9 protein-coding genes are annotated in these 24,539 nt (G+C 64.4%); 4 read left to right on the top strand and 5 right to left on the bottom strand.

Annotated elements, in window-relative coordinates:
* Positions 1 to 11 precede the first annotated feature (11 nt).
* The 4 genes from GGI48_RS29070 to GGI48_RS29050 all read left to right on the top strand — a co-directional run bounded on the left by GGI48_RS29070 (position 12) and on the right by GGI48_RS29050 (position 5,520).
* The gene (locus GGI48_RS29070) at positions 12 to 2,201 is read left to right on the top strand and encodes a phosphatidylserine/phosphatidylglycerophosphate/cardiolipin synthase family protein (protein WP_179601376.1); all 2,190 of its coding nucleotides are present in this window, start codon (positions 12 to 14) and stop codon (positions 2,199 to 2,201) included.
* Positions 2,182 to 3,093, top strand: coding sequence for a tetratricopeptide repeat protein (locus GGI48_RS29065; protein WP_179601374.1), 912 nt, complete (start codon positions 2,182 to 2,184; stop codon positions 3,091 to 3,093). The genes GGI48_RS29070 and GGI48_RS29065 overlap by 20 nt, the downstream gene beginning before the upstream one ends.
* Before the next feature lie 570 nt (positions 3,094 to 3,663).
* Positions 3,664 to 4,224 carry a hypothetical protein gene (locus GGI48_RS29055; RefSeq protein WP_179601370.1) on the top strand — a complete coding sequence of 187 codons (561 nt, stop codon included), beginning with the start codon at positions 3,664 to 3,666 and terminating at the stop codon, positions 4,222 to 4,224.
* A 384-nt stretch (positions 4,225 to 4,608) separates the two neighbouring features.
* A complete protein-coding gene (locus GGI48_RS29050; RefSeq protein WP_260620561.1) occupies positions 4,609 to 5,520 on the top strand; it encodes a tetratricopeptide repeat protein in 912 nt (303 codons plus the stop codon).
* A gap of 100 nt (positions 5,521 to 5,620) precedes the next feature.
* Here GGI48_RS29050 and GGI48_RS29045 read toward each other — a convergent pair whose 3' ends face one another.
* From GGI48_RS29045 to gspE, 5 genes are all read right to left on the bottom strand, one after another.
* A complete protein-coding gene (locus tag GGI48_RS29045) occupies positions 5,621 to 17,998 on the bottom strand; it encodes a filamentous haemagglutinin family protein (RefSeq protein ID WP_179601368.1) in 12,378 nt (4,125 codons plus the stop codon).
* A gap of 192 nt (positions 17,999 to 18,190) precedes the next feature.
* Complete coding sequence (locus GGI48_RS29040; protein WP_179601366.1) at positions 18,191 to 19,351, bottom strand: substrate-binding domain-containing protein; 1,161 nt, start codon at positions 19,349 to 19,351, stop codon at positions 18,191 to 18,193.
* 151 nt (positions 19,352 to 19,502) lie between these two features.
* Entirely contained in the window at positions 19,503 to 20,660 is a 1,158-nt protein-coding gene (locus GGI48_RS29035) for a substrate-binding domain-containing protein (RefSeq protein ID WP_179601364.1), read from the bottom strand.
* Between the two features lie 565 nt (positions 20,661 to 21,225).
* On the bottom strand, positions 21,226 to 22,437 hold the full coding sequence (gene gspF, locus GGI48_RS29030; RefSeq protein ID WP_047304137.1) for a type II secretion system inner membrane protein GspF: 1,212 nt from the start codon (positions 22,435 to 22,437) through the stop codon (positions 21,226 to 21,228).
* Positions 22,437 to 23,858, bottom strand: a complete 1,422-nt coding sequence (gene gspE, locus GGI48_RS29025) for a type II secretion system ATPase GspE (RefSeq protein WP_179601362.1) — start codon at positions 23,856 to 23,858, stop codon at positions 22,437 to 22,439. The genes gspF and gspE overlap by 1 nt, the downstream gene beginning before the upstream one ends.
* Between the last annotated feature and the right edge of the window lie 681 nt (positions 23,859 to 24,539).

Raw genomic sequence — 24,539 nt, 5'->3', positions numbered from 1 at the left:
AGAACCAGGCAATGCCTGTCGACTACAGCAAGGAAGTGCTTCAGTTCAAGCCCAAGGAAGACAAGTTCATGTGCTTGAGCATGGAATGGTTCGCAAAAAAAGCGCTGTTCCCACCGCGAGCGGGAATCAAGATCACGCCGCTGATCAACGGTGAAACCGCCTTCGCCGCCGTGCACGACGCGATTGAGCGGGCCAACCGCAGCGTGGAAATCATCAGTTGGGGCTTCGACCCGGCGATGCGTTTCAAACCCGATGGCGATCGCATCGGTGAACTGCTGGATGTACGCGCCCGGCACGGGGTCAAGGTGCGGGTGCTGATCTGGAAAAACGCCCTGGCCAATTTTCTCGAAAACACCATCCCCGGCGATGGCCTGGCCGGCTCGGGCGGCACAGCTATCGGCTCGGGCATGACCCGGGGTCGCGCCGCCTCCAACCGCACCCTGGAAGACCGTCAGCGACTGGAATATCGCCGCACCGTGCATCAACACGAATTGAACAAACTGCGAGCCGGTGAGCTACCGGCCTATGGTTCCAGCGGCTACCGCTATGAACAGCGCGAACAGGAGCTGCTGGCGATACTGCGTGACGTGGAGGCGCAACTGAACGCCCAAGGCGCCTACAGGACACTGGACGGCTCGGGCGCTCCCGGCTACTCGCCTGATGATCAGGAGTACACACGGGAATGGTTCAGCCGCCTGCACGGTGGACGCATGCAGAACGTCGAGTTTCGTACCCGTGATTTTTCCTTGGAAATCCCCTTGAACGCCGCCATTCGCGGACCGCAAATGGCCTCGGAAAAAGGCCGACTCGCCACCCTCTACCGTCTGATCCAGGGTGAAGCACCCGACAGCAATTTCGCCCATATGCTGGCCCTCAGCCTATTCGCCAGCCATCACCAGAAAATGGTTCTGGTGGACTACGAAGACAGCGCCAACGCAGTCGGCTTTGTCATGGGCCACAACATGCACCGCAACTACTGGGACACCAGCGCCCACCTGTATCACGACAAGGCCGCTCGACGCAGCCCGGGCTTCGGGCCCTGGCAGGATCTCTCGCTCAAGGTCCAGGGCCCCGCCCTGCATGACCTCAACCACAACTTCAGCAGCGCCTGGGACCGGGAAACCTTCTGGATCAAGCAATGGTTCAGCGATGGCCTGCGCCAACAGCGCCAGGCCATCAAGCCCGACCACTTCAAGGCAGCCGGATCGAGCATGGCGCAGATCTGCCGCACCCAACCCCAGGAAAACGCTGAAACCTCCATCCTCGAGCTGCACCACAAAGCCCTGGGCAATGCTCGCAACTACATCTACATGGAGAACCAGTACTTTCGCTACCCGCCGTTCGCCAAGCAGCTACGCGAGTTGGCCGCGGCCTACCTCGCCGCCGGCCGGGACCAGGACCTGTACCTGTTCGTGGTCACCAACACCCCCAACTCCGGTATGTATGCCAGCACCACCTATGCCACCTTGCAGGAACTGGGGCAGGAACAACTCATGCCCCAGGCCCAGCGCAGCCTGGCCGAAGAGATGCTGCGCAAGCGCAGCCAGTTGGCCTACCTGCAAAGCCACCCGCACAACGATCCCTATCTGCGACGCGCACAGCTCAACCGCGCCGAAGTGCTCCAGCGCGAGATCGACGAACTCGAACGCCAGGGCGTCACCCCCGAGATAGAAGCGCGACTGGGCGGCCTCAAGCCCGAGGACATCGCCAAACTCGGCAACCCCCAAGCCGACGAAGGCGAAGACGCCAAACCCTACGCCCTCAAGGACCTGCCCGGACTCAAGGTAGTGATCGCCACCCTCACCACCTGCAGCCCCGGGCCCGGCAGCACCTTGGCCGAGGGCGAACAGGCGTACTTCCGGGACATCTACGTGCACTCGAAACTGCTGGTGGTGGACGATGTGTTCAGCCTGCTGAGTTCGGCCAATATCAATACCCGCAGCATGCACACCGACTCGGAACTGGGGCTGGCCGCACCGGATGCGGAGTTGGCGAAGACTTGGCGGGAGGAGTTATGGAAGTTGCATGTGGGGGAGTCGATTAGTGATGAGAAGGGACGGTGTGATTCGGCAAAAAACTTCAAAAAATGGAATGATGTTATGGATAAGAACTGGAAAAACAAAAACAAAAATACACCTCTGATGGCTCATCTAACACGTTTTTGGGATGTGGAGACCCCTTATGCCAAAGCAGTTGATTAAATTCATACATTTTTGCGCCTGTATTGTTTTACTTCTATTGAATGGAGCGATTGCTGTGGCATATCCAATTTTTACCTGCGCCTATGAACGAGACAACAACCCGCCACTGGATCCACAGGCTGAATCCTGGTTTCAACAAGCACGCACTCTAGAAAAAACGCGTGGGGTTAAGGATTGGAAAAAAATAGTGGGTCTTTATGAGCAAGCCATTGCCAGGGATCATTGGAAAGCCATGCATAATTTAGCTGGTCTTTATCGCACGGGGTGGCCAGGAAGACCTGGCATTGAACAAGACACCAGTAAGATGCTTGAGCTCTACGAGCGCATGATAAAACTTGGAGTTCCATTGGGGTATTACAACTGGGCAGTTACCACCGAGAATGGAAGAGGTGTTTTGAAGTCAGATAGAATGGCCAGTTCCTATATGTTTCAGGCTGCACGACTGGGCAGCCCATTGGCACAGGTTGCAATTGGAAATCACCTATCATTTTCATTACCTAAAAACAAGCAAGACGACAAGATGGCAGAGTTGTATTTTCGATGCGCGGGCGCTCAGGACTCATCGGACGCAGTCATTGAGACAGCAGCATTTTATGAAATCGCCAAAAAAAATAAAGCGCGCGCATTATTCTACTATCAACGTGCAGCCTCCCTGGGCAACTCTACTGGCTTCAGCAATCTAAAAGGAGCATTCGAACCAACCCCTCAACCCATGTATAACTTTGGATATAAACCAGACGAAAAGCTCCACGAGCTTTACTCTGAGTTATCCAAACAACTTGATAAAAATCCAAATCTGCGCTTCCCCAACCTAATGAAAGATCACCCCCTCCCCCCACACCCCACCCAGGGTTTTGACGCAGAACACCCAGACCGCAGGCCGGAAATATAAGAATGGCCAGCTTTCACTCTAAAAGGCTCAGTCGAAATCGAATCGAGGTGCTCGAATATGAAACAACCAAAGTCGAATAGCACTTGAGGCGAACTCAGGAACAACGACATCGACGAACCCGGTAGCACTCTGGGCGAAGACGAATATATTTATAATTGCGAAAACTATATAGCAAGTCGCCCAAATCAGATTGCAGCGAAAGCTGCTGGCATGGACAACGGCGTTGCCAACGCATTGGCCGGAGGGATGTTAGGAGATGGCGATCGATTTCACGGCCGAGGTTTTCTACAAATTACTGGGCGACGAAACTATAAAAATCATGAACAGCATAGAGCTCAAAACTTCACACTAGATCCTAATCCGCACCTGCTTGCCACAGATAATTACAATGCTTGTGATACATCTGGATTTTATTGGGCCAGGGAGAGAATCAATAGACGTGCAGATGAAGGTTCGCCCCAAACAATCTCTAGAATTATGGGGCGATAACTAACAGGAAAAATCCAAATGGTATAACGAATCACAACAATGAGAGACAGCAGGCATCCAAAGCCATCTGGAGCGTATTAAATGATGAGACATAAGTTTTTTCTTAGGTTGCTGACACTGTTTTGTTCTGCTTCTTTTTCGTTGCTGGCTTTCTCTAACGAACAGCGATGCTTACCCAACATGCCGAAGATCAAGCTTGAAGTTTTGGACTGTTTTCAGGAGAAAAATACAACCATACTCAAACTGGCTACCAGGGACCAGCCGACCTATGACACAAACCTGGAAAACCTGCCGACATTTATTGTAATGGGAAAAGCACTTGACGAGGTTATGCCCGCGCTTGGCAAAGAAGTGCGCCAGCCTTATAACAACCTGATAAAACTCCCTTACCCTAGTGCAATCGTTCATATTACCGAGGCATCCAAAGCGGCAAGACTAAAGCTAGTTAAAGAAGGGTGGAGATTATTGGATATGAAAGATTTCACATATGGAAAAACAGATGGGACGGAAGGGGCAAATGTGACTTGCAGTACTTTCATAAACAATTCAAGTGACGTATTCATAGCCGTTTCACAGTGCAGTTCCTTCTACGAGGAAGACATATCAAAACTAAGGGATATTCTGGGGTCGGTAGGCAACTAAAATAACGATCCGGCCCGGTCCCTATCAGCGATGTATGTAATCAAGCCGCAGAAAGCATGCTACTTCTAGTCAGCTGCAGAAAAGCCCAGATGACATAGGCCGGCATCTGCAACGTATATAACTAAAACGATCCGAGGTGCTCTCGCGCACGATGGCGAAAAGGGCAAACCCTACAACCTCACGGATATACCCGGCTCAACGTGGTGGTCACCACCTTCACCGCCTGCAGCCCCGAACCCAGCAGCGTCCTGGCCGTGGGCGAACAGGCTTACTTCCGAGATATCTACGTGCACTCGAAACTAGTTGTGGACGACAACTGAAAAAAATAGCGAAACCGCCCACTTACCATACGTCTAACTCGCTTTTGGGATATAGAGACGCCTTATGCTAAAGACGTTGATTAAAACCATATATTACTGCGCCTTTATTATTTCATTTCTATTGAGCGGAGCGATGGCCATGGCCTATCCAGTTTTTACCTGCGCCTATGAACGAGACAACAACCCACCACTGGACCCACAGGCTGAATCCTGGTTTCAACAAGCGCGTATTCTAGAAAAAACGCGCGGGGTTAAGGATTGGAAAAAAATCGTGGGGCTTTATGAGCAAGCCATTGCCAAGGATCATTGGAAAGCCATGCACAACTTAGCCGGCCTTTATCGTACAGGTTGGCCGGGAAGACCTGGTGTTGAGCAAGACACCGCTAAAATGCTAGAGCTCTATGAACGCATGGTCAAACTTAAAGTACCATTGGGTTACTACAACTGGTCCGTTATTGCTGAACACGGAAAAGGAGTTCTAAAGTCTGAGCGAATGGCTGCTTCATACCTTTTCCAAGCGGCACAATTAGGCAGCCCCCTAGCACAAGTCCAAATAGGTCAATATTTTGCTTATGCACTGCCTAGACACAAGCAAGATGACGACATGGCGGAACGTTATTATCGGTGCGCAGGGGCTCAGGAAAACCCTGACGCGATTCTAAAGACAGCTAGCTTTTATCAGATCGCGAAAAAAAACAAACCTCGCGCCTTATTCTATTACCAGCGAGCAGCATCTTTAGGAAATTCTACCGCCCTCGATAATTTACGGGGAGCATTTGAACCAACCCCTAGACCAATTCACAACTTTGGATATAAGCCAGACGAAAAGCTCTACGAGCTTTACTCTGAGTTATCCAAACAACTTGATAAAAATCCAAATCTGCGCTTCCCCAACCTAATGAAAGATCACCCCCTCCCCCCACACCCCACCCAAGGCTTCGACGCGGAATACCCGGACCGCAGGCCGGAGATATAAACGCGTTCTCATACAGCCCTGCACCTGCCCCATTCCCATCAGCCCAAAAAAACGGGGGCGATCAACGATCGCCCCCAAGCCTTGCTACCACGAGAGGTTCTTACAACGTCAGTTGCCCACGCTCCTCATCGGTCAGGCGCGCCCGCGCCTGGTCGCTCAAGGGGCCGGCGCCCAGGATCTGCACCGGGCTGTCGGGGTTGTAGCCCGGGGCGCGGCTGGCTTCTTCGCGCTGGCGTTGCACCGGCTCGGAGCCAAAGCCCAGCACTTCCACGGTGACGATCGATGCCCGGCCCTGCTTGGCCGCCGCCTGCTGGCTGCGGGCGGCGTCTTCCGCGGCCTGGGACGCGGCGGAGCCGGCGGCGCTGGCCGAGGTCATGGCGCCGGTGTTGACGGTGGCGCTCACCGGCACGCCGGAGGACTTGCCCTGGGTCTGGATGTTCGCCGCGTTGACCACCCGCAGCGCGGCGATGTTGACGTTGCCCGACACCCGGATCCCCGCCTCGCCGGCGTCGATGGTGCCCAACGGCGCGATCAGGTCGATGTCGCCGGCCGGCACCTCGGGAATCGGGTTGAGGGTGGCGATCCCGGCCCCGGTGCTGGGCACCGACGGTGACAGGCTGACGTTGCCCCAGGTGTCGTAGACCCGCTTGGGCGGGGTGTAGACCACGGTGGTCTTGGAACCCCGGCCGGCGTTGATGTCGCCCGCCGCCGACCAGCCCATGATCGAGCCGCCGAAGGTGGTCATGATCCTGCTCTGGCCCAGGAGGATGCTGCCCAGGGAGTACAGCTGGATGTCCCCCGCGCCCTGGGTGATGACCCCGGCCGAGGCCGGCGGCGCGGTGCCTTCGATGCCGAAGGTCTGGTGGCCGCCGGGGGTCAGCATCTGGATATTGCCGCCAAAGTCGGTGTGCACCCCGGCACCGCCGAACAGGGTGATGTCGCCCTTGTAGCTGATCGGGTTGCCAGCCACGTCGGTGCTCGGGAACAGCGCGGCAATCGCCGCCCGGCCCCGGGCGTAGCTGCCCTGGCGCACGCCGCCTTCCTGGTTGTACTCGCGGCCGGCGGCCTTGAGTTCGGCGAAATACACCTGGCGGGCGAACACCCGCTGCTGCTCGGCCGGCAGCGCCGCGTAGTAGGCCCGGGCCTGGGCGCTGTCGCCGACGAAACCGAAGCGCTCGGCCAGCCAGCCCAGCAGTTCGCTGTCGTAGGTCTTGGCCACCTTGCCGCCCGCCAGGCTCTCGCCGGGCTGGGCCAGGTTGGCCGGGTCCAGGTAGGCCGCGACGAAACGCCGGAAGTCCGGGCCGTTGGCGCCAAATCCGGCCTGCATCACGATGCTCGCCCCGGGCCGGCTGTCCCCCGCCGCCACCGCGCCGAGGCTGGTGACGCTGACCCGGTCCTCCATGAGGATGTTGCGCCCCGCGGTCAGCTCCAGGGTGCCGGGGCCGGCGACGTTGAAGCTGCTGTAGAGGATGTCGCGCCCGGCACGGGCGATGGAGATGTCACCAGGGTTGTGGTGCACGAACAGGTTGCCGCTGAAGGTGTATTCGCCATAGGTGCTGTTGCCGCCCCTGGCCCCGCCCAGAACCGTGCCGCTGCTGACGATGTCCTGGCCGGCCTGCATCCAGACCGCGCCGCCGCCTTCATAGTAGGTCTGCCCCAGGCGTGGGTCGGACGCCGTGGTGAGGGTCAGCACGCGGCCGCTGCTGACTCCCAGCAGGTCGCCGTTGATGGCGTAGAACCGCGCAGGCTCGGGGTTCGCCCACTGGTTGGTCGCCGTGTTGGGGCCGAAGGCAAACAGCGGGAACACCCCGCCGCGGGCCCGGTTGCCGTCGGCGGAGAGATTGCCGCTGGCCGCCAGGGGAATCCCCGCCAGGGTGGTGCTGGTGGCCATGAAGGCCGGGTGCTCGGGAGTCGCCAGCGCCTGCGCCGAGGCGCTGGAGCGGCTGACGCTCAGCTCGCCACCGTAGATCGAGTCGCCGGCCAGCAGTTGCAGTTGGCCGTTCAGCGAAGGCGCCAGCACCAGTGCCGCCGGAACCACCGCCGCCCCCGCCTCATACTGGCTGGACTGGCCGTAATAGAGGCTGCCGCTGGCCGCCACGGCGCGCAAGGTCGGCGGGTAGACGGTGGCCATGTCGGTTTCCGTGCCCCTGGTCAACGGCGTGAGGTTGCCGCCGGCCGAGAACAGGTCGATGGCGCTGCGCTCGGTCCACAGGGAGAACCAGCTCTGGCCGATGCCCGTGGCCCCGTTGGCGCCCTGGTAGGCCCAGCCATTGGCTAGGGGCGCGCGCCCGGGGTCGGCCACGGTCTGCAGCACCAGGTCGCCACGGGTCGACAGGCTGAAGGTGGCATCGCCGGGCATCAGGGTCATGCCACCGGCGGCCACCGCCAGGGTCGCCCGCTGCGGCTCGAAGGCCCGGGTTTCGCTGCGGCTCTGGTCCGCCGCCTGGGCGCCGTAGTGCAGGTCCAGGCTGCCCAGGGCCGCGCTGCTCAGTTGCGCATGGCCGCGCAGGTCCACCAGGGCGCCGTTGAACACGCCAAAGCCGACCTGGCTGTAGGGGTTGACCTGCCCGCCGACGCGCAGGGTCAGGTCGCCACCCCCGGTCACTTGCCGGCTGCCATCGGCGGCCACCCGGCCGGTGCTGCCCACCGCCAGGATCAGCCCGGTGCTGCGCGGGTTGACGTAGCTGGCGTAGACCGGCGCCGCCATGGGCGCCAGGGCGCCGGCATCACCGCCGACCTCGACCTCCAGGTTGCCGCCGCCCAGGGTGCCGAAGCCGGTGAAGCCGACCATCTGGTCGGCGCCGCCGGCGCTGTTGGCGGTGTAGGTGCCGAAGTTGATCCACCAGGCGGTGTTTCGCGCCACGCCGCCGCTCAGGTCGTTGCCCTGGCGCCACAGCCAGTTGCCCACGTTGCTGGAGTCGTTGCCGGTGTCGCCGGCCACAGGGCGGCCCGGGGGCAATTGGTTGGGCAGGGTCACGATATTGCCGCCGAGGTTCGCCCCGACCTTGATCCGCAGGTTGCCGCCGCCGTCCGGGTACCAGGCCCGGTAGACACTGCCAGCGCCACCGTCCACCAGGGACTCGTAGCCGCCGGCGACGTTGTTCAGCACTTTCTGGCCGTTGCCTCCCCGCGCCAGGTTGTAGGGATCGCTGGCCGAGGTGGCACTGGAGGAGGTGCCGGCGGTGTACACGCCGAACAGCGAATCCATGCTCAGGTTGCCGGCCGCCAGCAGGTCGAGGTCGGCGGCGCCGGTGCGCACGACGCTGAAGCGGATGCTGCTGGGCACCAGGGTGTGGGAATCGCCAACGGCGCAGTAGCTGGGGGTGTTGTCGCACAGCGCAGGGTCACCGAGCCCTACGAAGTCGATCGGCTGGCCGACCATGCTGTCGTCGCCGAAGAAGTCCAGGGAGCCCTCTTCGGTCCAGACATACTGCGCCTGGCCAAACATCCCGTAATGGCTGTCCGCCAGGTGCAGGTTGCCCGCCGTGGGCTGGCTCTGCAGCACGCGGCTGTCGGCCGCCTCGGTGTCGGCCCCGGCCACCAGGCGCAGGGACCAGGACTGTGCGCCCTCTGTCAGCATCGGCGCGATGGCCAAGAGCTTGCCCTGGCGCCCGCCGTTTTCCGGCCGCAACAGCACCGAGGCCACCCCGCCCGGCAGCTTGATATCGGTGCCCGACGGAATCAGCGCCCCACGGGACAGGTCTTTGCCACCGTCGAGCACCACCAGGTTACGCGCCCCGGCAACGCCCGGCAGGGGCACGCCCTTGGGCCAGGTCAGGGCTTTCACCGCGGTATTGGCGGTCAGCAGGGTGCCGGCCTCCAGCACGCTGCCCGGGCTCAGGGTCAGGCTCTGGTTCAACAGGGTGCCGGCGGCGAACAGCAGCGTACCGTTGCTGTCGCGCACCGCGGCGGCCAGCACCGTGCCCGCCGGCAGCACCAGGCTCTCGCTGAGGGTCGCCGCCACTGGCAGGCGCGTGCCCTGCGGCAAGGTCAGGGCCTTGATCGGCAAGTCGTAGTTGAGGGTGCTGCCCCCGGGGAACAGGGTGCCGTCGGCCAGGGACAGGCCGCCCCCCGGAATCACGATATCGCCACCGGTGAAGTCGATGCCGGCCCGCAGGATCCAGCCATTGTCGTCATCGGTGCCCGGCGGCGGCGCGAAACCGTCGTTGATGCTGCCGTAGACGTTCAGGTCGCCGCCGGCGCGCAGGGTCAGGCTGCCCACTTCACCGGAGCCGTAGACGTTGTCGTCCTTCCGGGTGTGGGGGTTCAAGCTGGCGTACCGGTAGCCGGACAGGTCCAGGTCGCCCTGCACCACCAGGTCGCCGTCGGCGGTCTTGCTGACGATCTGCACCCCGGGCCGCAAGTGCAAGGCATCGGCGTAGGTGGCGTTGTTCAGGCCGGCCAGCTTGTTGTGCAGCAGGTCGTTGTTCTGCAGCGCAGCGTTGATAAAGGCAGTGCTCTGCAGGTGCTTGGCATCCAGGTAGGCCTGGGTGATCTCCTGGTAAGGACGCCCGCTGGCGGTGGCGTCGGTTTTTTCCGTGGCATCGTCGTAGCTGATCATGCCGTTGACCGCGATCGAGCGCGCGCCCTGGATATCCAGGCGGCCACGGGCCTCGATGTCGATGTCGTTGCTGCTCTGGTCCGCCTGGACGATGCGCGGCGCGTTCAGCTCCAGGGTGCCGCGGCTGCGGCCGTCGTTCTGCCCCGGGGCGCTGCCCGACGCCACATCGGTGCCGTGGCGCAGGTCGATGCGCGCGCCGTCGGCCAGGGTCAGGCGGCCCTGGCCCGAGCTCAGGACCACGCTGGCGCGGTTCGGCGAATCGATGATCTTGCCGTAGCTGTCGACCCGCAGCGTGCTGCCGTGGGCGTCCAGCAGCGCGCCGCTGTCCAGGGTCAGGCCCTGGCTGGCCGCCAGGTTGATGCTGCCGACCCGCGCGCCGCTGGCGTCCACCCGCCCGGTGACCCGCAGGCTGCCGTGGTCCAGCGAGACGTTGACGCTGCTGGCCTTGACCCCGTCGCCGATGGTCAGGTCGCCCTGCTTGAGCTGGAAGCTGCGGGCGCCAAAGACCTGACCCTGGTTCAGGCGCTGGTTGAGGGCGGCGAACTGCTCGTCCAGGCTGCCGCTGCTGCCCAGGTGCTGGGCCTGGATTTCCACCGTGGCGCCGAGGAACGGCACCAGGGTGCCGCCGGCATCGTACTGGCCACTGCTGCCGCCGAGGATGCGGCCCGCCAGATCGACCCGCCCGGCCGCGCTGTCCAGCGCCACCGCCCGCAGCTTGCCGGCCTGGTTGTGGCTGGCCGAAAGATCGATGGTCGAGCCGGCCGCCTGCAGCACGTTGCCGTTGCGGCTTTGCAGCAGCACTTCGCCACCGGCGCCGTATTGGCTCAGATCATTGAAGGCAATGGTGCGGCCCGCCACGTCGATCAGCGCTGCGTCGGTCAGGCTGACATCGCCCCGGGCGCCCAGGGTCACCTTGCCGCTGGGCAGGACCACGGCGCTGGCCAGGCGGATGCTGTCGCCCTGCAGGGACAGTTCCGCGCCCTGGCCATTGGCCGCGCCACGGGGCCCGGCCGAGGCGCTGATATCGATGACGCCACCGGCAGTGATGCGGTTCACCGAGCCGGCCTCGCCGGTCATCAGCGGGGTGAGGATATTCAGGTTGCCGCCGCTGTAGGCAAAGCCGCTGAGCGGGTCGAAGGCGCCCTGGCTCTGGTAGACCGCCAGGCTGCCCTTGTGGTTGGCGGTGATGCGCTGGCTGGCATTCAGGTTGACGTTGGCAAAGCCCAGGGCCAGGCGGTCGAAGCTCTGGGTGGTGCTGGGCTGGGCGAAGGCGCCGTAGCCGAACTCGATGCGCTCGGCGTCGATCGCAAGGCGCCCGCTGCCGGTCCCGGCGCCACCGGTCACCACCGCTCCGGCCGGGGTCACGGCGCCCTGCCAGATCAGGTTGGCGGTGTGGATGCGGGCCACGTCATTGGCCCCGCCCGCGCCGTAGATCGCCGGGGTGGAGAGCATCAGGTTGCTCAGCAGCGACTTGCCGGTCAGCGGGTCGTAGGTGTCCAGGGTGGCGCTGCCGTAGAAGTTGAAACCGTCCCGCGCCGAGAGCTGCAGGGTCTCCAGGGCCGGCGCGCCGAACTGGGTGTCGCCGCGCAGCAGACGGTCCAGTACCTGCTGGGTCAGGGTCATGCCACTGGGCAGGCGGTTGCCCGCCGCCGCGGCCGCCAGGGCTTCGGGGCTGCCGACGTTGATGGCGTTCAGGCCCAGGTTCAGGTGGCGGGTGCCGTAGCGCACCTGATCGCCCAGTTCGAAGGTGTTGTCGGTCAGGGCAACGATGCTGCCTTCGGAATACAGCGCGGTCTGCCCGCTGCAGGGCGCGCTGGCGCAGGAGCCGACCCGGATGCCGCCGCTGCTTTGCCCACCGGCCTGGACCTTGCTGATGACATTGAGCAGGCCATTGGACACCGCCAGCATATTGGCCACCTGGTAGGTGAAGCCGTCCCGGGCGTCATAGCTGGCCTTGCCGCGCCCCAGGGTGTTGATCGAGGCGCCCTGCTCCAGGACGATCTCGCCGCTGTTGCTCACCAGGAACACTTCCGGCGCGGCCAGGGTCACGCCTTCGCGCAAGGTGATGGAGCCCTTGGGCGTGTTGATGCCTTCGGCCAGGGTGATGTAGTTGCCGCCCTGGCCGTATTTGACCAGCGTCAGGCCACCGAGCATCAGCCGCGCCGCGCCCAGGTTATTGAGGCTGTCCGCGTCCAGGGTGACGCCACTGAAGCCGCTGGTGGCCGACTTGCCGCTGGTCACCACTTCGATGCCGCCGCTGCCCATGTTGAGGATCGCCACGGTGCCGCCGTAGCCGCCCTGGGCGGCGTCGAAACGACCGATGCCGCGGAACGAGAAAGCCTCCGCCCCGGCCCCCGCTTGCAGCGCCAGCTTCAGGGTCTTGGCGTCCACCGGCAGCATCGGCCGGGGCACCCCGAGGCGCGCCGCATCGGCCAGGGCGAACTGGGCGTAGCCGGTTTCGTTGTACTGGGAATAACGCCGCAGGGTATCGGCCGAAGTCAGGATCAACTGGCTGGCCACGCTGTTGCTGATCCCGGTGTTGGCGATCGACAGGCGCCCGGCGGTGGACCAGGAGCCATTGCGCAGCTGCTGGGCCGCGCCTTCGCTGCCAAGCCCGGCCAGGCCGTTGATCTCGACGCGAAAGGCCCCCGGCATCAGCGCATAGGTGGACGGCATCAGGGTGTAGGTGCCCGCCGCCAGCCCCGGCACGCCACTGCCGATGGTGATCTGCTGGCCGATCAGCGGGTCCACCGCGCCGCCTTCCGGGGCCACCGGCGCATAGCCCGGCTGGGCCCCGGGCACGATGGCGTAGATCGGGTTAGTGCCCAGGCCCGGCAGGATGAAACTGCCGTTGGCGCCGATCTGCACCAGCGGGCTGTAGCGCGCATCGGTGGAACCGCCGCGCCCGGAGATGAACCCGGCCCCCAGCAGCTCGCCGCCACCGGACAGGTCCACGGTGGCATCGGATTGCACCTGCACCGACTGGCCGCCGAGGATCACCCCGACGCTCAGGTCGCTGTTCTCATTCACCAGGGCACCTTGGCCGAGGAAGGTCACGGTCTTGCCGTTGTACTTGTAGACCTGACCGTCGACGGTGCCGCCGTAAGGCAGCACCAGGCCCTTGCCGCTGACCGAGGTCAGGCTGCCGGGCAGCAACTCGACCTTGCTGGCGCCCAGGTTGCCGATCTCGATCAGCCCCAGGGGCGCGCGCACCACCCCACCCTGCTTGATGCTGGCCGCGCCCAGTTGCAGGCGGCCGAAGGCCGAGTACGGCACGGGCGCCTCGGCATTGCCGGTACGGCCGATGGTCAGGGTACGGCTAGGGTCGAAATTGATGCGGGTGCCGGAGATGTCGTTGAGGTAACCGGCAATCACCCGGGCTCCGACCTCGGTGGCCGGGTACAACTGCGCCGCCCGCAGGGTCATGTCGCCCTGGGTCAGCAACTGGGTGCTGATGCCCTTGGCGATCACATCGGCGCCGGCCCCGGCGAGGAAGCGCAAATCGCCCTGGCTGGTCAGTTGCACATGGTCGAAGCCACGGCGCTCGACGTTCAGCAGGCTGTTGTCGGCCTGGCGCAAGGTGCCCTTGCTGCCGAACACCACGTTGCCGCGCACATCGATCAGGTTGGCGCTGGCGTTGAACTGGGCCTGGGTGGCCCGCTGCGACGGCGTGCCGGTGGACACCGGGCGCAGGTACTGGTCCTTGGCTTCCAGCGGCGCGAGGATGCCCGCCAGTAGCAGGTACGGCGCCGACAGATTGACCCGGGCGTTGGCCGCGGCGTTTTCGCTGAGGTTCAGCGCGCCGCTGTACAGGCGCAGGCTCTGGCCCATGTGCAGCGACACATCGCCGTCGAAGCTCAGCAGGCCGTTGCTCAGCAGCGCCAGGTTGTCGAAACCGCCGGCCGTGACCTGATCCACCCCGAGACGCCCATGGCCGTACTCCAGGCTGGCGGCCGCGGCGTCGGCGCTGGCCGGTAGCCCACTGCCCTGGTGGATCTGGCTGAGCACCAGCTCCCGGGCCTTGAGCACCCGGTCGTTGACCGCGTTCTTGATGTAATACGGGCTTTCCAGGGCCAGGGACAAACTGCCCCCCGCCGCGCCCGCGCCGCCGGCCCGGGCGACGAAACTGCCGTCCAGGTACAGGCCGTTGTTGGAAGCCAAGCTGATGCTGCCGCCGTTGCTGGCCACCTGCACCCGGCCCTGGCCGGGGATGTCCAGGGCCGCCTGGGTGCCGGAAGCGTCCAGGCGCGCGCCGTCACGCACCACCACGAACAGGTCGCTGGCCTTGGCGATGCCGGTGGCCAGGTCGATCTCGCCGCCGATGGCGATCTTGCCGCCATTGCGCACTTGGCCGTAAAGGCGCCCGCGGTTGTCCACCGCGCTCAGCGCCCGCGCCGCCACGTCAATCACTGCCTGCTCGCCGACCCAGATCGAACGCCCGTGGCCGGCGGCATTGGCCGCCTCGGAACTGGCCACGGTCAAACCACTGAGGCTGACACTGCCGCCCCAGGCATTGAGGGTGCCGTTCATCGTCAGTTGACCGACGCTGCGCAGGTTGATGGCCTGCCCCGGGTCGACACTGATCACCGCACCCTGCCCCACGCTCAACGCGGTGCTGGCCAGCTGGGCAGCCGTGGAGTACTGATTGCCGGCGCTCAGGGTCAGCCCGGCGCCGCGGCGCTGGGTCAGCACGCCCTTGGCCGCGTCCTGCTGGTACAGGTCCGGCAGCCAGGGCTGCAGAACACTGGCCGGATCGCTGCCAGTGGCACTGCTGCCAGCCTGGGCGGCGAAGCGGTAGACCGGCATCTTGACCTCGACCTGGGCGCCGTCGGCCACCGTCAGGCCTTCATTGCCGGTGATGTCGTAGGCACCGAAACCCTTATTGAAGAAGTCCCCCGCCAGTTGCAAGGTTCCGGCTTGCGGGGCCACGTCCTTGGCGCCGATCAGCACCTTGTGCGCCTGCAGGGCCAGGGTGCCGCCGCCGTTGACTCCATAGCCGCGCAGCTCGCCCTTGAGGTCGAGCTTGCCGTCGGCCGCCAGGGTCACGTCGCCGCCCTTGCCGCCCGTGGCCTTGCCGTCATAGCCAAGGCTGGCGCCGGAGCTGGCATTCACCAGGCTGCCGTTGCCCAGGTTGAGATCGCCACTGCTGCGCAGCGACACCTTGCCACCGTTGATAAAGGCCAGGCCGCTGCTGTCCGATGGGTCCAGGGCCAGGTTGCTCCAGCGCCCGCTGGTATCGAGCTTGACCCCGTCGGCCACCTCGACCCGGGCCTGGGCGCCGCCGCTGGGCGCGAGGATCACATCGCCGACCACGAAGTTGCGGTTCACATCCACCTGGTTCAGCACGTTGCCGGCGTTGATGCTGCCACCGTGGGCGGTGAGGTTGGCGTTGAGCTGCACCTGCGGCCCGAACAGGGTGATGTCGCCGCCGTCGGCCACCTGCAGCGCGCCGTTGACCTGGATCTGCTGCTTGGCACCGACCTTGATCGCTCCCAGCTGGAAGCCGTTGAGCTGATCGCTGTCGAGCACCAGCTGGCCCTGACGGTTGGCCGGCAGGGCCGTGGTGAGGTCCAGGCCGTCGGCGATCTTCTGCTGATTGCCGGCGATCAGCACCTGATCGGTGCTGGGGCCCAGGGCATAGCCCAGGGTGCCGGTGGCCTTGTTGTAGATCGGCGTGTAGTTGCCAATGATCAGTTGCGCGCGCTGGGCCGCGGCCTTGTGCGACTGCTGGTAGCCGTCGAGCTTGACGTTGGGCGCCTGGGTCTGGCGTTCGCCCTTGAACACTTCGCTGACCAGCTGGCCTTCAAGCACCGCGTTGCCGGTGCCGATCACCAGCTTGCCGGCGTCGCGGCCCACGGTATAACCGGCCTCGTAGCGGCGCTGCTGGGCGATCAGCGGGTTGTAGTAGTAATCGGTGCGGCCCCAGCGCGGGCTGCTGTCCACGTAGCCCTTGTAGATGCCGGTGTAGAGCAGGTCCCCCGGGGCCCGGGACAGCTCGTACAGGCGCCCGTCGACGCCCTTGAGCCAGGTCTGCTGGATGTAGCCGGCCTGCACGTCGACGGTGCCGCCGGACAGGTTCAACTGGGCGCCGGACTGGGTCACCACCTCCTTGCCGGTGAAGGTCAGGGTGCCGCCCTGGGCCATCCACTCGCCAATGTTGTGGCCCTGGGTGCCCAGGTAGCCGCCCACTTCCAGCAGGCCGCCGGCGGTGTACCAGCGGTCGGTGGCGTAGCCGTTGGTGCCGGCCGGGACGAACACCAGCTCGCGCAGGTCGACCCAGACGTCGTTGTTGATCAACTGGCCGCTGTCGCGGTTGCCCGCCGAGTCGCGCTGCTCGTTGCCCTGGACGTTGATCTTGATGGTGTTGGACTCCATCGCCACCTTGACCCCGACCGCGCCGGCCACATCGATCACCGCGCCGTCGCGCACCAGGCTGCGCTGGCCAGCGCTGACCGCCACCTGGCCACCGGTGGCCAGGGTGATGGAGCCGCTCTGGAAGTCCACGGTGCCGCCGCTGACGATCTCCACCCGCGACTGATCGCTGCGGTCGGCGACGCTGCTCAAGTTGTTGAACTGGCCGGTGATCAGGTTGGTCGGGGTGCCGTCGAGGTTGATCAGGCCGTTGTTGCGCTGGCTGTCCAGGGCGGTGCTGCCACTGCTGTCCAGCAGGATCGCGGTGGTGCTGCCCTGCCCCAGGGTCACGCTGCCGCTGCTGTCGCTGGCGGCGTTGAGCAGGTGGATGGTGCCGCGGGTGTCCACCGAGGTGCTGGCCAGGGCCACGCCGTTCTGTTGCACCTGATGCCCGGTCAGGGTGATGTCGCCGGTGGCGGCCATGATCAGGCCGCTGTTGCTGACCTTGCCGGCGCTGCTGCCGGCCTTCAGCGAGGTGGCAACTTCATTGCCGCGGGTGGTGGAGTGCTGGTTGCCGCTGGTGCCGACCCCGCGGCGGATGTAGAAACTGTCACCGGCGGCCAGGGTGGTCTGGCCCTTGGCGGTGACGATGGTGCCGGCGTTTTCCACTTCCGACCCCAGCAGCAAGGCGTAGCCACCGGACTCGGTGGAGCTGGCCGCCGGATGGGTCTGGATCAATGCGCCGCGCTGCACCTGGACCTTGCCCAGGGCATCGGTGAAGGTCGGCTGGGTGCCGTTGGCGTCGACATAGAGCCCGCGCTGGGTGAACTGCTCGTCGCTGATGGTGGCCGCGGCCGCTACCAGGTTGCGCACGTTGACCTGGCTGGTGCCGCTGAAGATCACCCCGTTGCGGTTCATGATCATCACCGTACCGGCGCCCTTGATCTGGCCCTGGATCTCGCTGGGCCGACCATTGGGGTCGTTGACCTTGTTCAGCAGCGCCCAGTTGGACTGCTGCTGAAAATCCACGGTGGTATTGCGCCCGACGTTGAAGGTTTCCCAGTTGAGGATGGCCTTGTCCGCGGTCTGCTCGATGGTCACCGTGGTCTTGCCGCCGGACTGGCTCTGCACCGGGCCTTTGGCATTGAGCCAACCCTGGGTCAGGCTGTTATCGACCTTCAGCCCGCCTTCGCCGAGGCCATCGGGAATGGTGCTCACCGTGCCGAACGCGGCCTGGCGCGCTGCGGCCTGGGCCGCCTGCTGGGCAGCAATGGCGGCGACGCTGGCATTGAGGTTGCTCAAGGAACGCTGCAACTGCTGGTTGACCCGGGTCTGCTGGGACAGCGGCGGAATCCCCGGCACCTGGCCGTTGGTGCGCGCGGCAGTGGCGGCCTGGGACGCGCCCTTGTCGGCGAACCAGCCGGAACTGAAGGCCGTGGCGCCATGGGCACTGCCCGCCACCATCAGCAAGGCAATGGCCTGGGCCAGGGGCTTGAGCCGCAGGCTCGGCAACTCGCCATCAAGGCGCAGGGCTGGGGATTTGACCGGTGGTTTGCAGCGAACCATTACTACTCATCCTTTGTTATGACGCCCAGGGGAGCGCGACGCTTGTAGGGCCCAGGGCACGCGTCACTGCTTTAGGGGATAGGCCGTTGGCGCGGGGCGCGACCGAACGGATGTCACGGAAAATTCATCTAACGGGTGTAATGCAGGCGACGTTGGGCTCCGGCAACGGCCCAAGCCGCTGCCGGAGCCAGCTCACAGTGGCCGGCCGATGCCGTTGCAGACGTTGGGATTACCGATGCTCAAGGCATTGGTGGCGCTCAGGAAGCTGGAACGCACGGCGACTTTCCAGGACGGGTGCAGGGGCAGCATGCCCTGAGCCCTGATTGCCTGGTCATTGTTTCGGGCCTCAAGCGCGCCATAGTGACGAGCCAAGAAGTCACGCACCTGATTGCTTTGAGTGGCATCGGCATAGCACTGGCTGAAGATCAGGTTGGTGTAGCCCAGGATCGGATAGCCGGTCTGCGGATAAGGCACGACGCCCGGCTCCCAGTACTTGCCGAACAGCGGCACCCACTTGTCCGGGTTAGTCCGCTCGGCGATGGAGGGCAGCGGAACGCTGTTGATGGCATCGACGATGTTGGCCGGCGCCGGCGAGACCCCGGCAACCCTGGCCACCTTGTTGCCGTCATCCAGCCCGGCCGGGGTCGGCGCCGCAAGGGCCGGGCTCATGAAGGTGATGGCGCCATCCCGGGCATTCACCGCCGCCATGATGGCATCCGCGCTGCTGGCCGCCAGCGCACCGGTCGGCAACCCGCCCGAGTAGCTGTACTCAAAGTTGCTGGTCACGGCAAAGGTCCCGGTTTCATTGCACTTGGCATTCAGGAAACGAGTGAACAGCTCGGTGAAACCGCTGCTGCCTTTGGGATACACCACGGTGATCGGGCCGGTACGTCCGGAACCCTGGATCCAGTCCCAACCGGCCAGGCGCCCCGAGAACACCCCACACAAGGCGTCGATGCTCAGGTCCAGTGCCTGGCTGCCGGGCTTGTTGAACGGAATTGCAACGCTCGTCGCGGCCGAAGGCACCTGGATCAGCTTGCCGAACTGCGCCCCATAGGCCACGGCGTAGTTGCTCTGTTCCACCGCGCTGAGCCTCGACTCACTGGCCACCCAATGCACGGTCCTGGGGGCTGCGCCCGGCACCAGCACGTTGTAGTCGTTCAGCAGGAAAGCCACTTTTTCCCGGCCCTGGTTCGCGCCAATGTAGGGCGCGAACCCCGGGGTCAACACCCCGGCGCTCTGATACAGCGGCCGGTTGAAGGTCGAGCCTCCACCGTTGACATCCGCCTGGGCCTGCTGGACGCAGAACGCGCCGTATAACAGTGAAGCGATCAACCATTGAGCTTTGGGCATGACAAGACTCCTGTCCTATCCGGTGATGTCACTGGCCGTTCGGAGGGCGTAAGCCCGCTGGATGCGCGCTCTGAACAGATGCTGGATGAAAAAAATCAGCAACGGCCGAAACCGTTGCTGATCGGGTGTTGCCGCTCGGTGGGGTTCGCCGTTACAGCGGACGACCGATGTTGTTGCAGACGTTGGTGTTGCCGATGCTCAGGGTGTTGGAAGCGGTGACGAAGGTGGTGCGGATCGCGGTTTTCCAGGCGGTTGGCAGCGGCACGAAACGGTTGGCGGTGATGGCCGCGTCGTTGTTGGTGGTCGCGCCGTAGTGACGGGCGAAGAAGTCACGCACCTGGCCGCTCTGGGTGGCGTCGGCATAGCACTGGCTGAAGATCAGGTTGGTGAAACCCAGGATCGGATAGCCGGTATCAGGGTAAGGCACGGTGCCGGTGGCGCCGGTCTTGCCGAATACAGGCACCCACTTGTCCGGATCAGCGCGATCGGCCACGGCTGGGACCGGAACGCCACCGATGGCGGCGGACACGTTGGCCGGAGCAGGCGAAACGCCGGCCACCTTGGCCACCTTGGTGGCGTCGTCCAGACCGGCCAGGGTTGGCGCGGCGTAGTCCGGGCTCATGTAGGTGATGCGACCGTCGCCGGCGTTCAGGGCATCCATCACGCCCTGGCTGCCCACAGCGGCCACTGCGCCGGCCGGCAGGCCACCGGTGTAGCTGGCGGCGAAGTTGGTGGTCACGCCGAAGGTGCCAGTCTCGGCGCACTTGGCGTTGAGGAAGCGGGTGAACAGCTCGGTGGTGCCGCTGCTTTCGTTGCGGTAAACCACGGTGATGGCGCCGGTACGGCCTGAACCGGAGATCTGGCTCCAGTCGGAAACACGGCCGGAGAACACGCCGCACAGGTCATTGACGCTCAGGTTGACCGCAGCGGTGCCGGCCTTGTTGAACGGAATGGCTACCGAAGTGGCCACCGAAGGCACCTGGATCAGCTTGCCCCAGGCGGCTTCGTGAGCGCTGGCGTAGGCGCTCAGTTCCGCGCCAGAGAGCTTGGAATCGCTACCGGCCCAGTGCACGTTCTTGCCGGTGGTGCCGGCCACGAACTTGGTGTAGTCGTTGTTCAGGAAGGCCGCCTTGCCGTTGCCGCTGCCTACGCCGATGTAGGGAGCGAAGCCGGCGGTCAGTACGCCAGCGGTCTGATACAGCGGTTGTGGCAGGGTTGCACCACCGCCGTTGATATCAGCCATTGCCGCCTGTGCCGAGCACAGGGCAGCCAGGGTCAGGGATGCCGCCAGAACGTTGCGCTTAAACATGAAGAATCTCCTTTCGTCGTGTTCGTACGTTGGGTGAATAGCTCTTGCATGACGCCATGGCGCTCGGGCCAGAAGCCTTGATCCAGACGGCTTGATGGGTGAGGCCATGGGGAGAGAAGTTCGCAGTTTCCGGTGACAGATAAAGGAAAAAACCTCGGGAGAAACCGACTGTTTTTGCAAAAGATTCTCGGGTGTTTGTCGCCGGTTTTCCGGCCCTTCCCGGGAAGGTGACAGCCAGGTTGCCAAGGTGGACAACCGCGTCGGGCGGCAAGGGCCGACGGCGCTGGCCACCGGGTCTGAACATGACAGAACGAGGAACCCGAGCTTGGCGGCTTGCCGGGTCGGGAGTGCGGCAGGCAGCGTGAAAATTCATGGCTGCCCTGCCCTTCGGCCCCCGCCTTTGCTACTCCCCTCGGAGCCGGCTTGCCGGCGAAGAGGCCCGCGCGACCTGCATCGCCGGGGCCGACGCCTTCGCTGGCAAGCCAGCTCCTACGGACCGGGCCCGGCGGGATCGGACCGGATCGGATCGGACCGGACCGGGCCAGGTCGAATCGGGTTGTGCGGTTCAAGTGACCAGCTGGTTGATCTCGATGATCGGCAGCATCACCGCCATGACGATCACCAGCACCACGCCACCCATGACCACGATCATCAGCGGTTCGAGCAAGGCGGTCATGCCCATGGCCCGGCGTTCGATATCCCGCGACAGGGTCTGCGCCGCGCGCTCCAGCATCGGCGGCAAGGCGCCGGTCTTTTCGCCGCTGGCGATCAGGTGGATCAGCACCGGCGGAAACACCTTCTCCACCCGCAGCGCCGCCGCCAGGCTGGCGCCCTCGCGCACCTTGGCCGTGGCCTCGCTGACGCTCTGGCTCAGGCGGTCGTTGGACAGGGTCTGACGCGCCGCCTCCAGGGCCCGCAGCAGCGGCACCCCGGCGCCGCCGAGGATCGCCAGGGTCGAGGCGAAACGCGCGGTGTTCAAGCCCAGGACAAAACGCCCGAACAGCGGCAGGCGCAGAATCCGGCTGTGCCAGTTCAGGCGCGCCCGGGGGTTGCGCAGGTACAGCCGCCAGCCCCAGAACCCCGCCGCCATGGCGCCGAAACACTGCAGGCCCCAGGCACGGATGAAGTCGCTGGCGCTGAGCATCGCCAGGGTAAGCCCCGGCAGGTCCTGGCGCGCCTGGGAAAAGGCGCTGACCACCTGGGGCACCACGTAACTGAGCAAAAAGATCACGATGCCGATCGACACCAGCCCCACCACCCCGGGGTAGATAAAGGCGGTGAGGATCTTGCCACGCAGGCCGTTGCGCTCCTCGATGTAGTCCGCCAGCCGCTCCATGACCTGGGCCAGATCGCCGGACTCCTCGCCCGCGGCGATCAGTGCCCGGTAGATCTCCGGAAAATCCCGCGGCCGCGCCGCCAGGGCCTCGGCCAGGCGCATGCCGCTGCGCACATCCGCGCGCACCGCGCTCAGGGTCTGGGCGATGTGCTTGCGCTCGGCCTGCTCCACCGTGGCGCTGAGCGCCGCCTCCAGGGGCAGGCTGGCCCCCAGCAGGCTGGCCAGCTGGCGGGTGGCCCAGGCCAGGTCGTTGTCCGAAAGTCTGGGGCTGAAGATCCCCCCAGCTGCGCCGGCGCCATTATTGCTGTCCAACTGCACCTGCAGCGCGGTCAGGCCGCGGCTGCGCAGACTGGCGAAGGCCGCGCCCTGGCTGTCGGCTTCCAGGTGCCCGGATTCGATCTTGCCGAGGGCGTCGGCGGCTTCGTAGCGATAGCGATTCATCAGGCGTCCCGTGTCACACGTAGGATTTCTTCGGCGGCGGTGGCGCCGCTGCGGACCCAGCGCTCACCGTCCTCGCGCATGCTGAGCATCCCGGCCAGGCGCGCGGCGGCGCGCAAGGCCTGCTCATCCGCGCCCTGGTGGATCAGGCTGCGGATGTCGTCGTCGATGCAGAACAGTTCATGAATGCCGGTGCGCCCGCTGTAGCCGATCTGGTTGCAGGCCGCACAGCCCACCGGGCGCCAGGTGCCGGGGGCGAGCGGATCGGGCGCCTTGCAGTGCGGGCACAGACGGCGCACCAGGCGCTGGGCCAGCACCCCGAGCATCGACGAAGCCAACAGGAACGGCTCCACCCCCATGTCGATCAGGCGGTTGACCGCCGACACCGCATCGTTGGTGTGCAGGGTCGCCAGCACCAGGTGCCCGGTGAGCGAGGCCTGGACCGCGATCTGCGCGGTTTCCAGATCGCGAATCTCACCGATCATGATCACGTCCGGGTCCTGGCGCAGGATCGCCCGCAGGGCCAGGGCGAAGGTCATGTCGATCTTGGCGTTGACCTGGATCTGGCTGATGCCCGGCAGGTCGTATTCCACCGGGTCCTCGACGGTGAGGATATTGCTGGTGCTGGCGTCCAGCCGGGCCAGGGCGGCGTAGAGGCTGGTGGTCTTGCCGCTGCCGGTGGGCCCGGTGACCAGGACGATGCCGTGGGGCTGGCGGATCAAGTTGTCGAGGCGCGCCAGCAGGTCCGGGTCCATGCCCAGGGTTTCCAGCTGCAGACGCCCGGCCTGCTTGTCCAGCAGCCGCATCACCACCCGCTCGCCGTGGCCGGTGGGCACCGTGGACACGCGGATATCGATGGGCCGCCCGGCCACCCGCAAGGCGATGCGCCCGTCCTGGGGCAGGCGTTTCTCGGCGATATCCAGTTGGGCCATGATCTTGATCCGCGACACCAGCGCGCCGTGCAGCGCCTTGCGCGGCGACACCACGTCACGCAGGGTGCCGTCGACCCGGTAGCGCACCACCGAGTGGGTCTCGAAGGGTTCGATATGGATATCGCTGGCCTCGTCCCGCGCGGCCTGAGTGAGCAAGGCGTTGATCATGCGGATCACCGGGGCGCCGTCCTGGGTGTCCAGCAGGTCGGTGATTTCCGGCATGTCCTGCATCAGGCGGTCCAGATCCACCTCGTTCTCCGCCGCCCCGACCACCGCGGCGGCGCTGCCGGTGTCGGCGTAGGCGGTGGCCAGCAGACCGTCGAGTTCCTCTTCGCGGATGCGTTCCAGGCGGGCGGCGCCGAACTGGCGGCGGGCTTCGCTGATGGACCAGCCGGGGGTCGAGGGGCAGACCAGCAGGACCGCGCCTTCTTCGCTGTGGCGCAGGAGGATGCGGTGGGATTTGGCCCAGGCGTAGGGGAGCTGGGGAGGCATTGTTTGGGTCTCCTGATGGGGTGCATATCCGTTGCTGCGGGTGCTGCTACTTACGGTTTCGCTCTTACAGCGAGTTTGACGGGGTACATATCCGTTGCTGCGGTCACGGCCACTTAGGGTTTCGCTCTTACAGCGACTCACTTTTGAAAAGCGCAAAAGTGAGCAAAACGCTTCTGCCCCTCCACTCGGTACCTCGCCTAGGCTCGGCATGCCCGAACTCCGGCATTGATCCGTGGGCCGCCGCAATGGGCCATCCCTGGCCCAGTGCGGCTAACCCGGCGTCCTGCCGGGTTACCCACGGCTCAATGCCTGCGTTCGGCCATCGTGTCTAAAGGGGCAGGAAGATCAAAAGCCAGATCAAAAGCAAAATCTGACGGCGGCCTGCCGGCCGACCCGTTTCTTTGCCGTTAGCGTTACGTGTAGCCGCTGCCGAAGGCTGCGAACGGCTCCGGAGGAGACGCTAAACCTGCCTCCCTGATATTCCTGACATATCGCGCCGCCTGGTTTTGCGAGCGCAAGCGCTCGTTCGCAGCCTTCGGCAGCGGCTACAAGGAACCAGCCTGCGCACCTTGGCTTTGGCTTTGGCTTTGGCTTTTGATCTTGATCTTGATCTTGATCTTCAGGCCCCTTCCCAGCAGGCCGAGCGTAGGCGTTGCGTAGGGGGCAGCTCGGCATGGATGC

The sequence above is a fragment of the Pseudomonas protegens genome, from assembly GCF_013407925.2.
Taxonomy (GTDB): Bacteria; Pseudomonadota; Gammaproteobacteria; order Pseudomonadales; family Pseudomonadaceae; genus Aquipseudomonas; species Aquipseudomonas fluorescens_AP.
This window is presented reverse-complemented; position numbering and strand designations above follow the sequence as displayed.

Coding starts and splice junctions, on each gene's coding strand:
- GGI48_RS29070 (WP_179601376.1), top strand. CDS start 12: ATGCCTGTCGACTACAGCAAGGAAGTGCTTCAGTTCAAGCCCAAGGAA.
- GGI48_RS29065 (WP_179601374.1), top strand. CDS start 2,182: ATGCCAAAGCAGTTGATTAAATTCATACATTTTTGCGCCTGTATTGTT.
- GGI48_RS29055 (WP_179601370.1), top strand. CDS start 3,664: ATGATGAGACATAAGTTTTTTCTTAGGTTGCTGACACTGTTTTGTTCT.
- GGI48_RS29050 (WP_260620561.1), top strand. CDS start 4,609: ATGCTAAAGACGTTGATTAAAACCATATATTACTGCGCCTTTATTATT.
- GGI48_RS29045 (WP_179601368.1), bottom strand. CDS start 17,998: ATGGTTCGCTGCAAACCACCGGTCAAATCCCCAGCCCTGCGCCTTGAT.
- GGI48_RS29040 (WP_179601366.1), bottom strand. CDS start 19,351: ATGCCCAAAGCTCAATGGTTGATCGCTTCACTGTTATACGGCGCGTTC.
- GGI48_RS29035 (WP_179601364.1), bottom strand. CDS start 20,660: ATGTTTAAGCGCAACGTTCTGGCGGCATCCCTGACCCTGGCTGCCCTG.
- gspF (WP_047304137.1), bottom strand. CDS start 22,437: ATGAATCGCTATCGCTACGAAGCCGCCGACGCCCTCGGCAAGATCGAA.
- gspE (WP_179601362.1), bottom strand. CDS start 23,858: ATGCCTCCCCAGCTCCCCTACGCCTGGGCCAAATCCCACCGCATCCTC.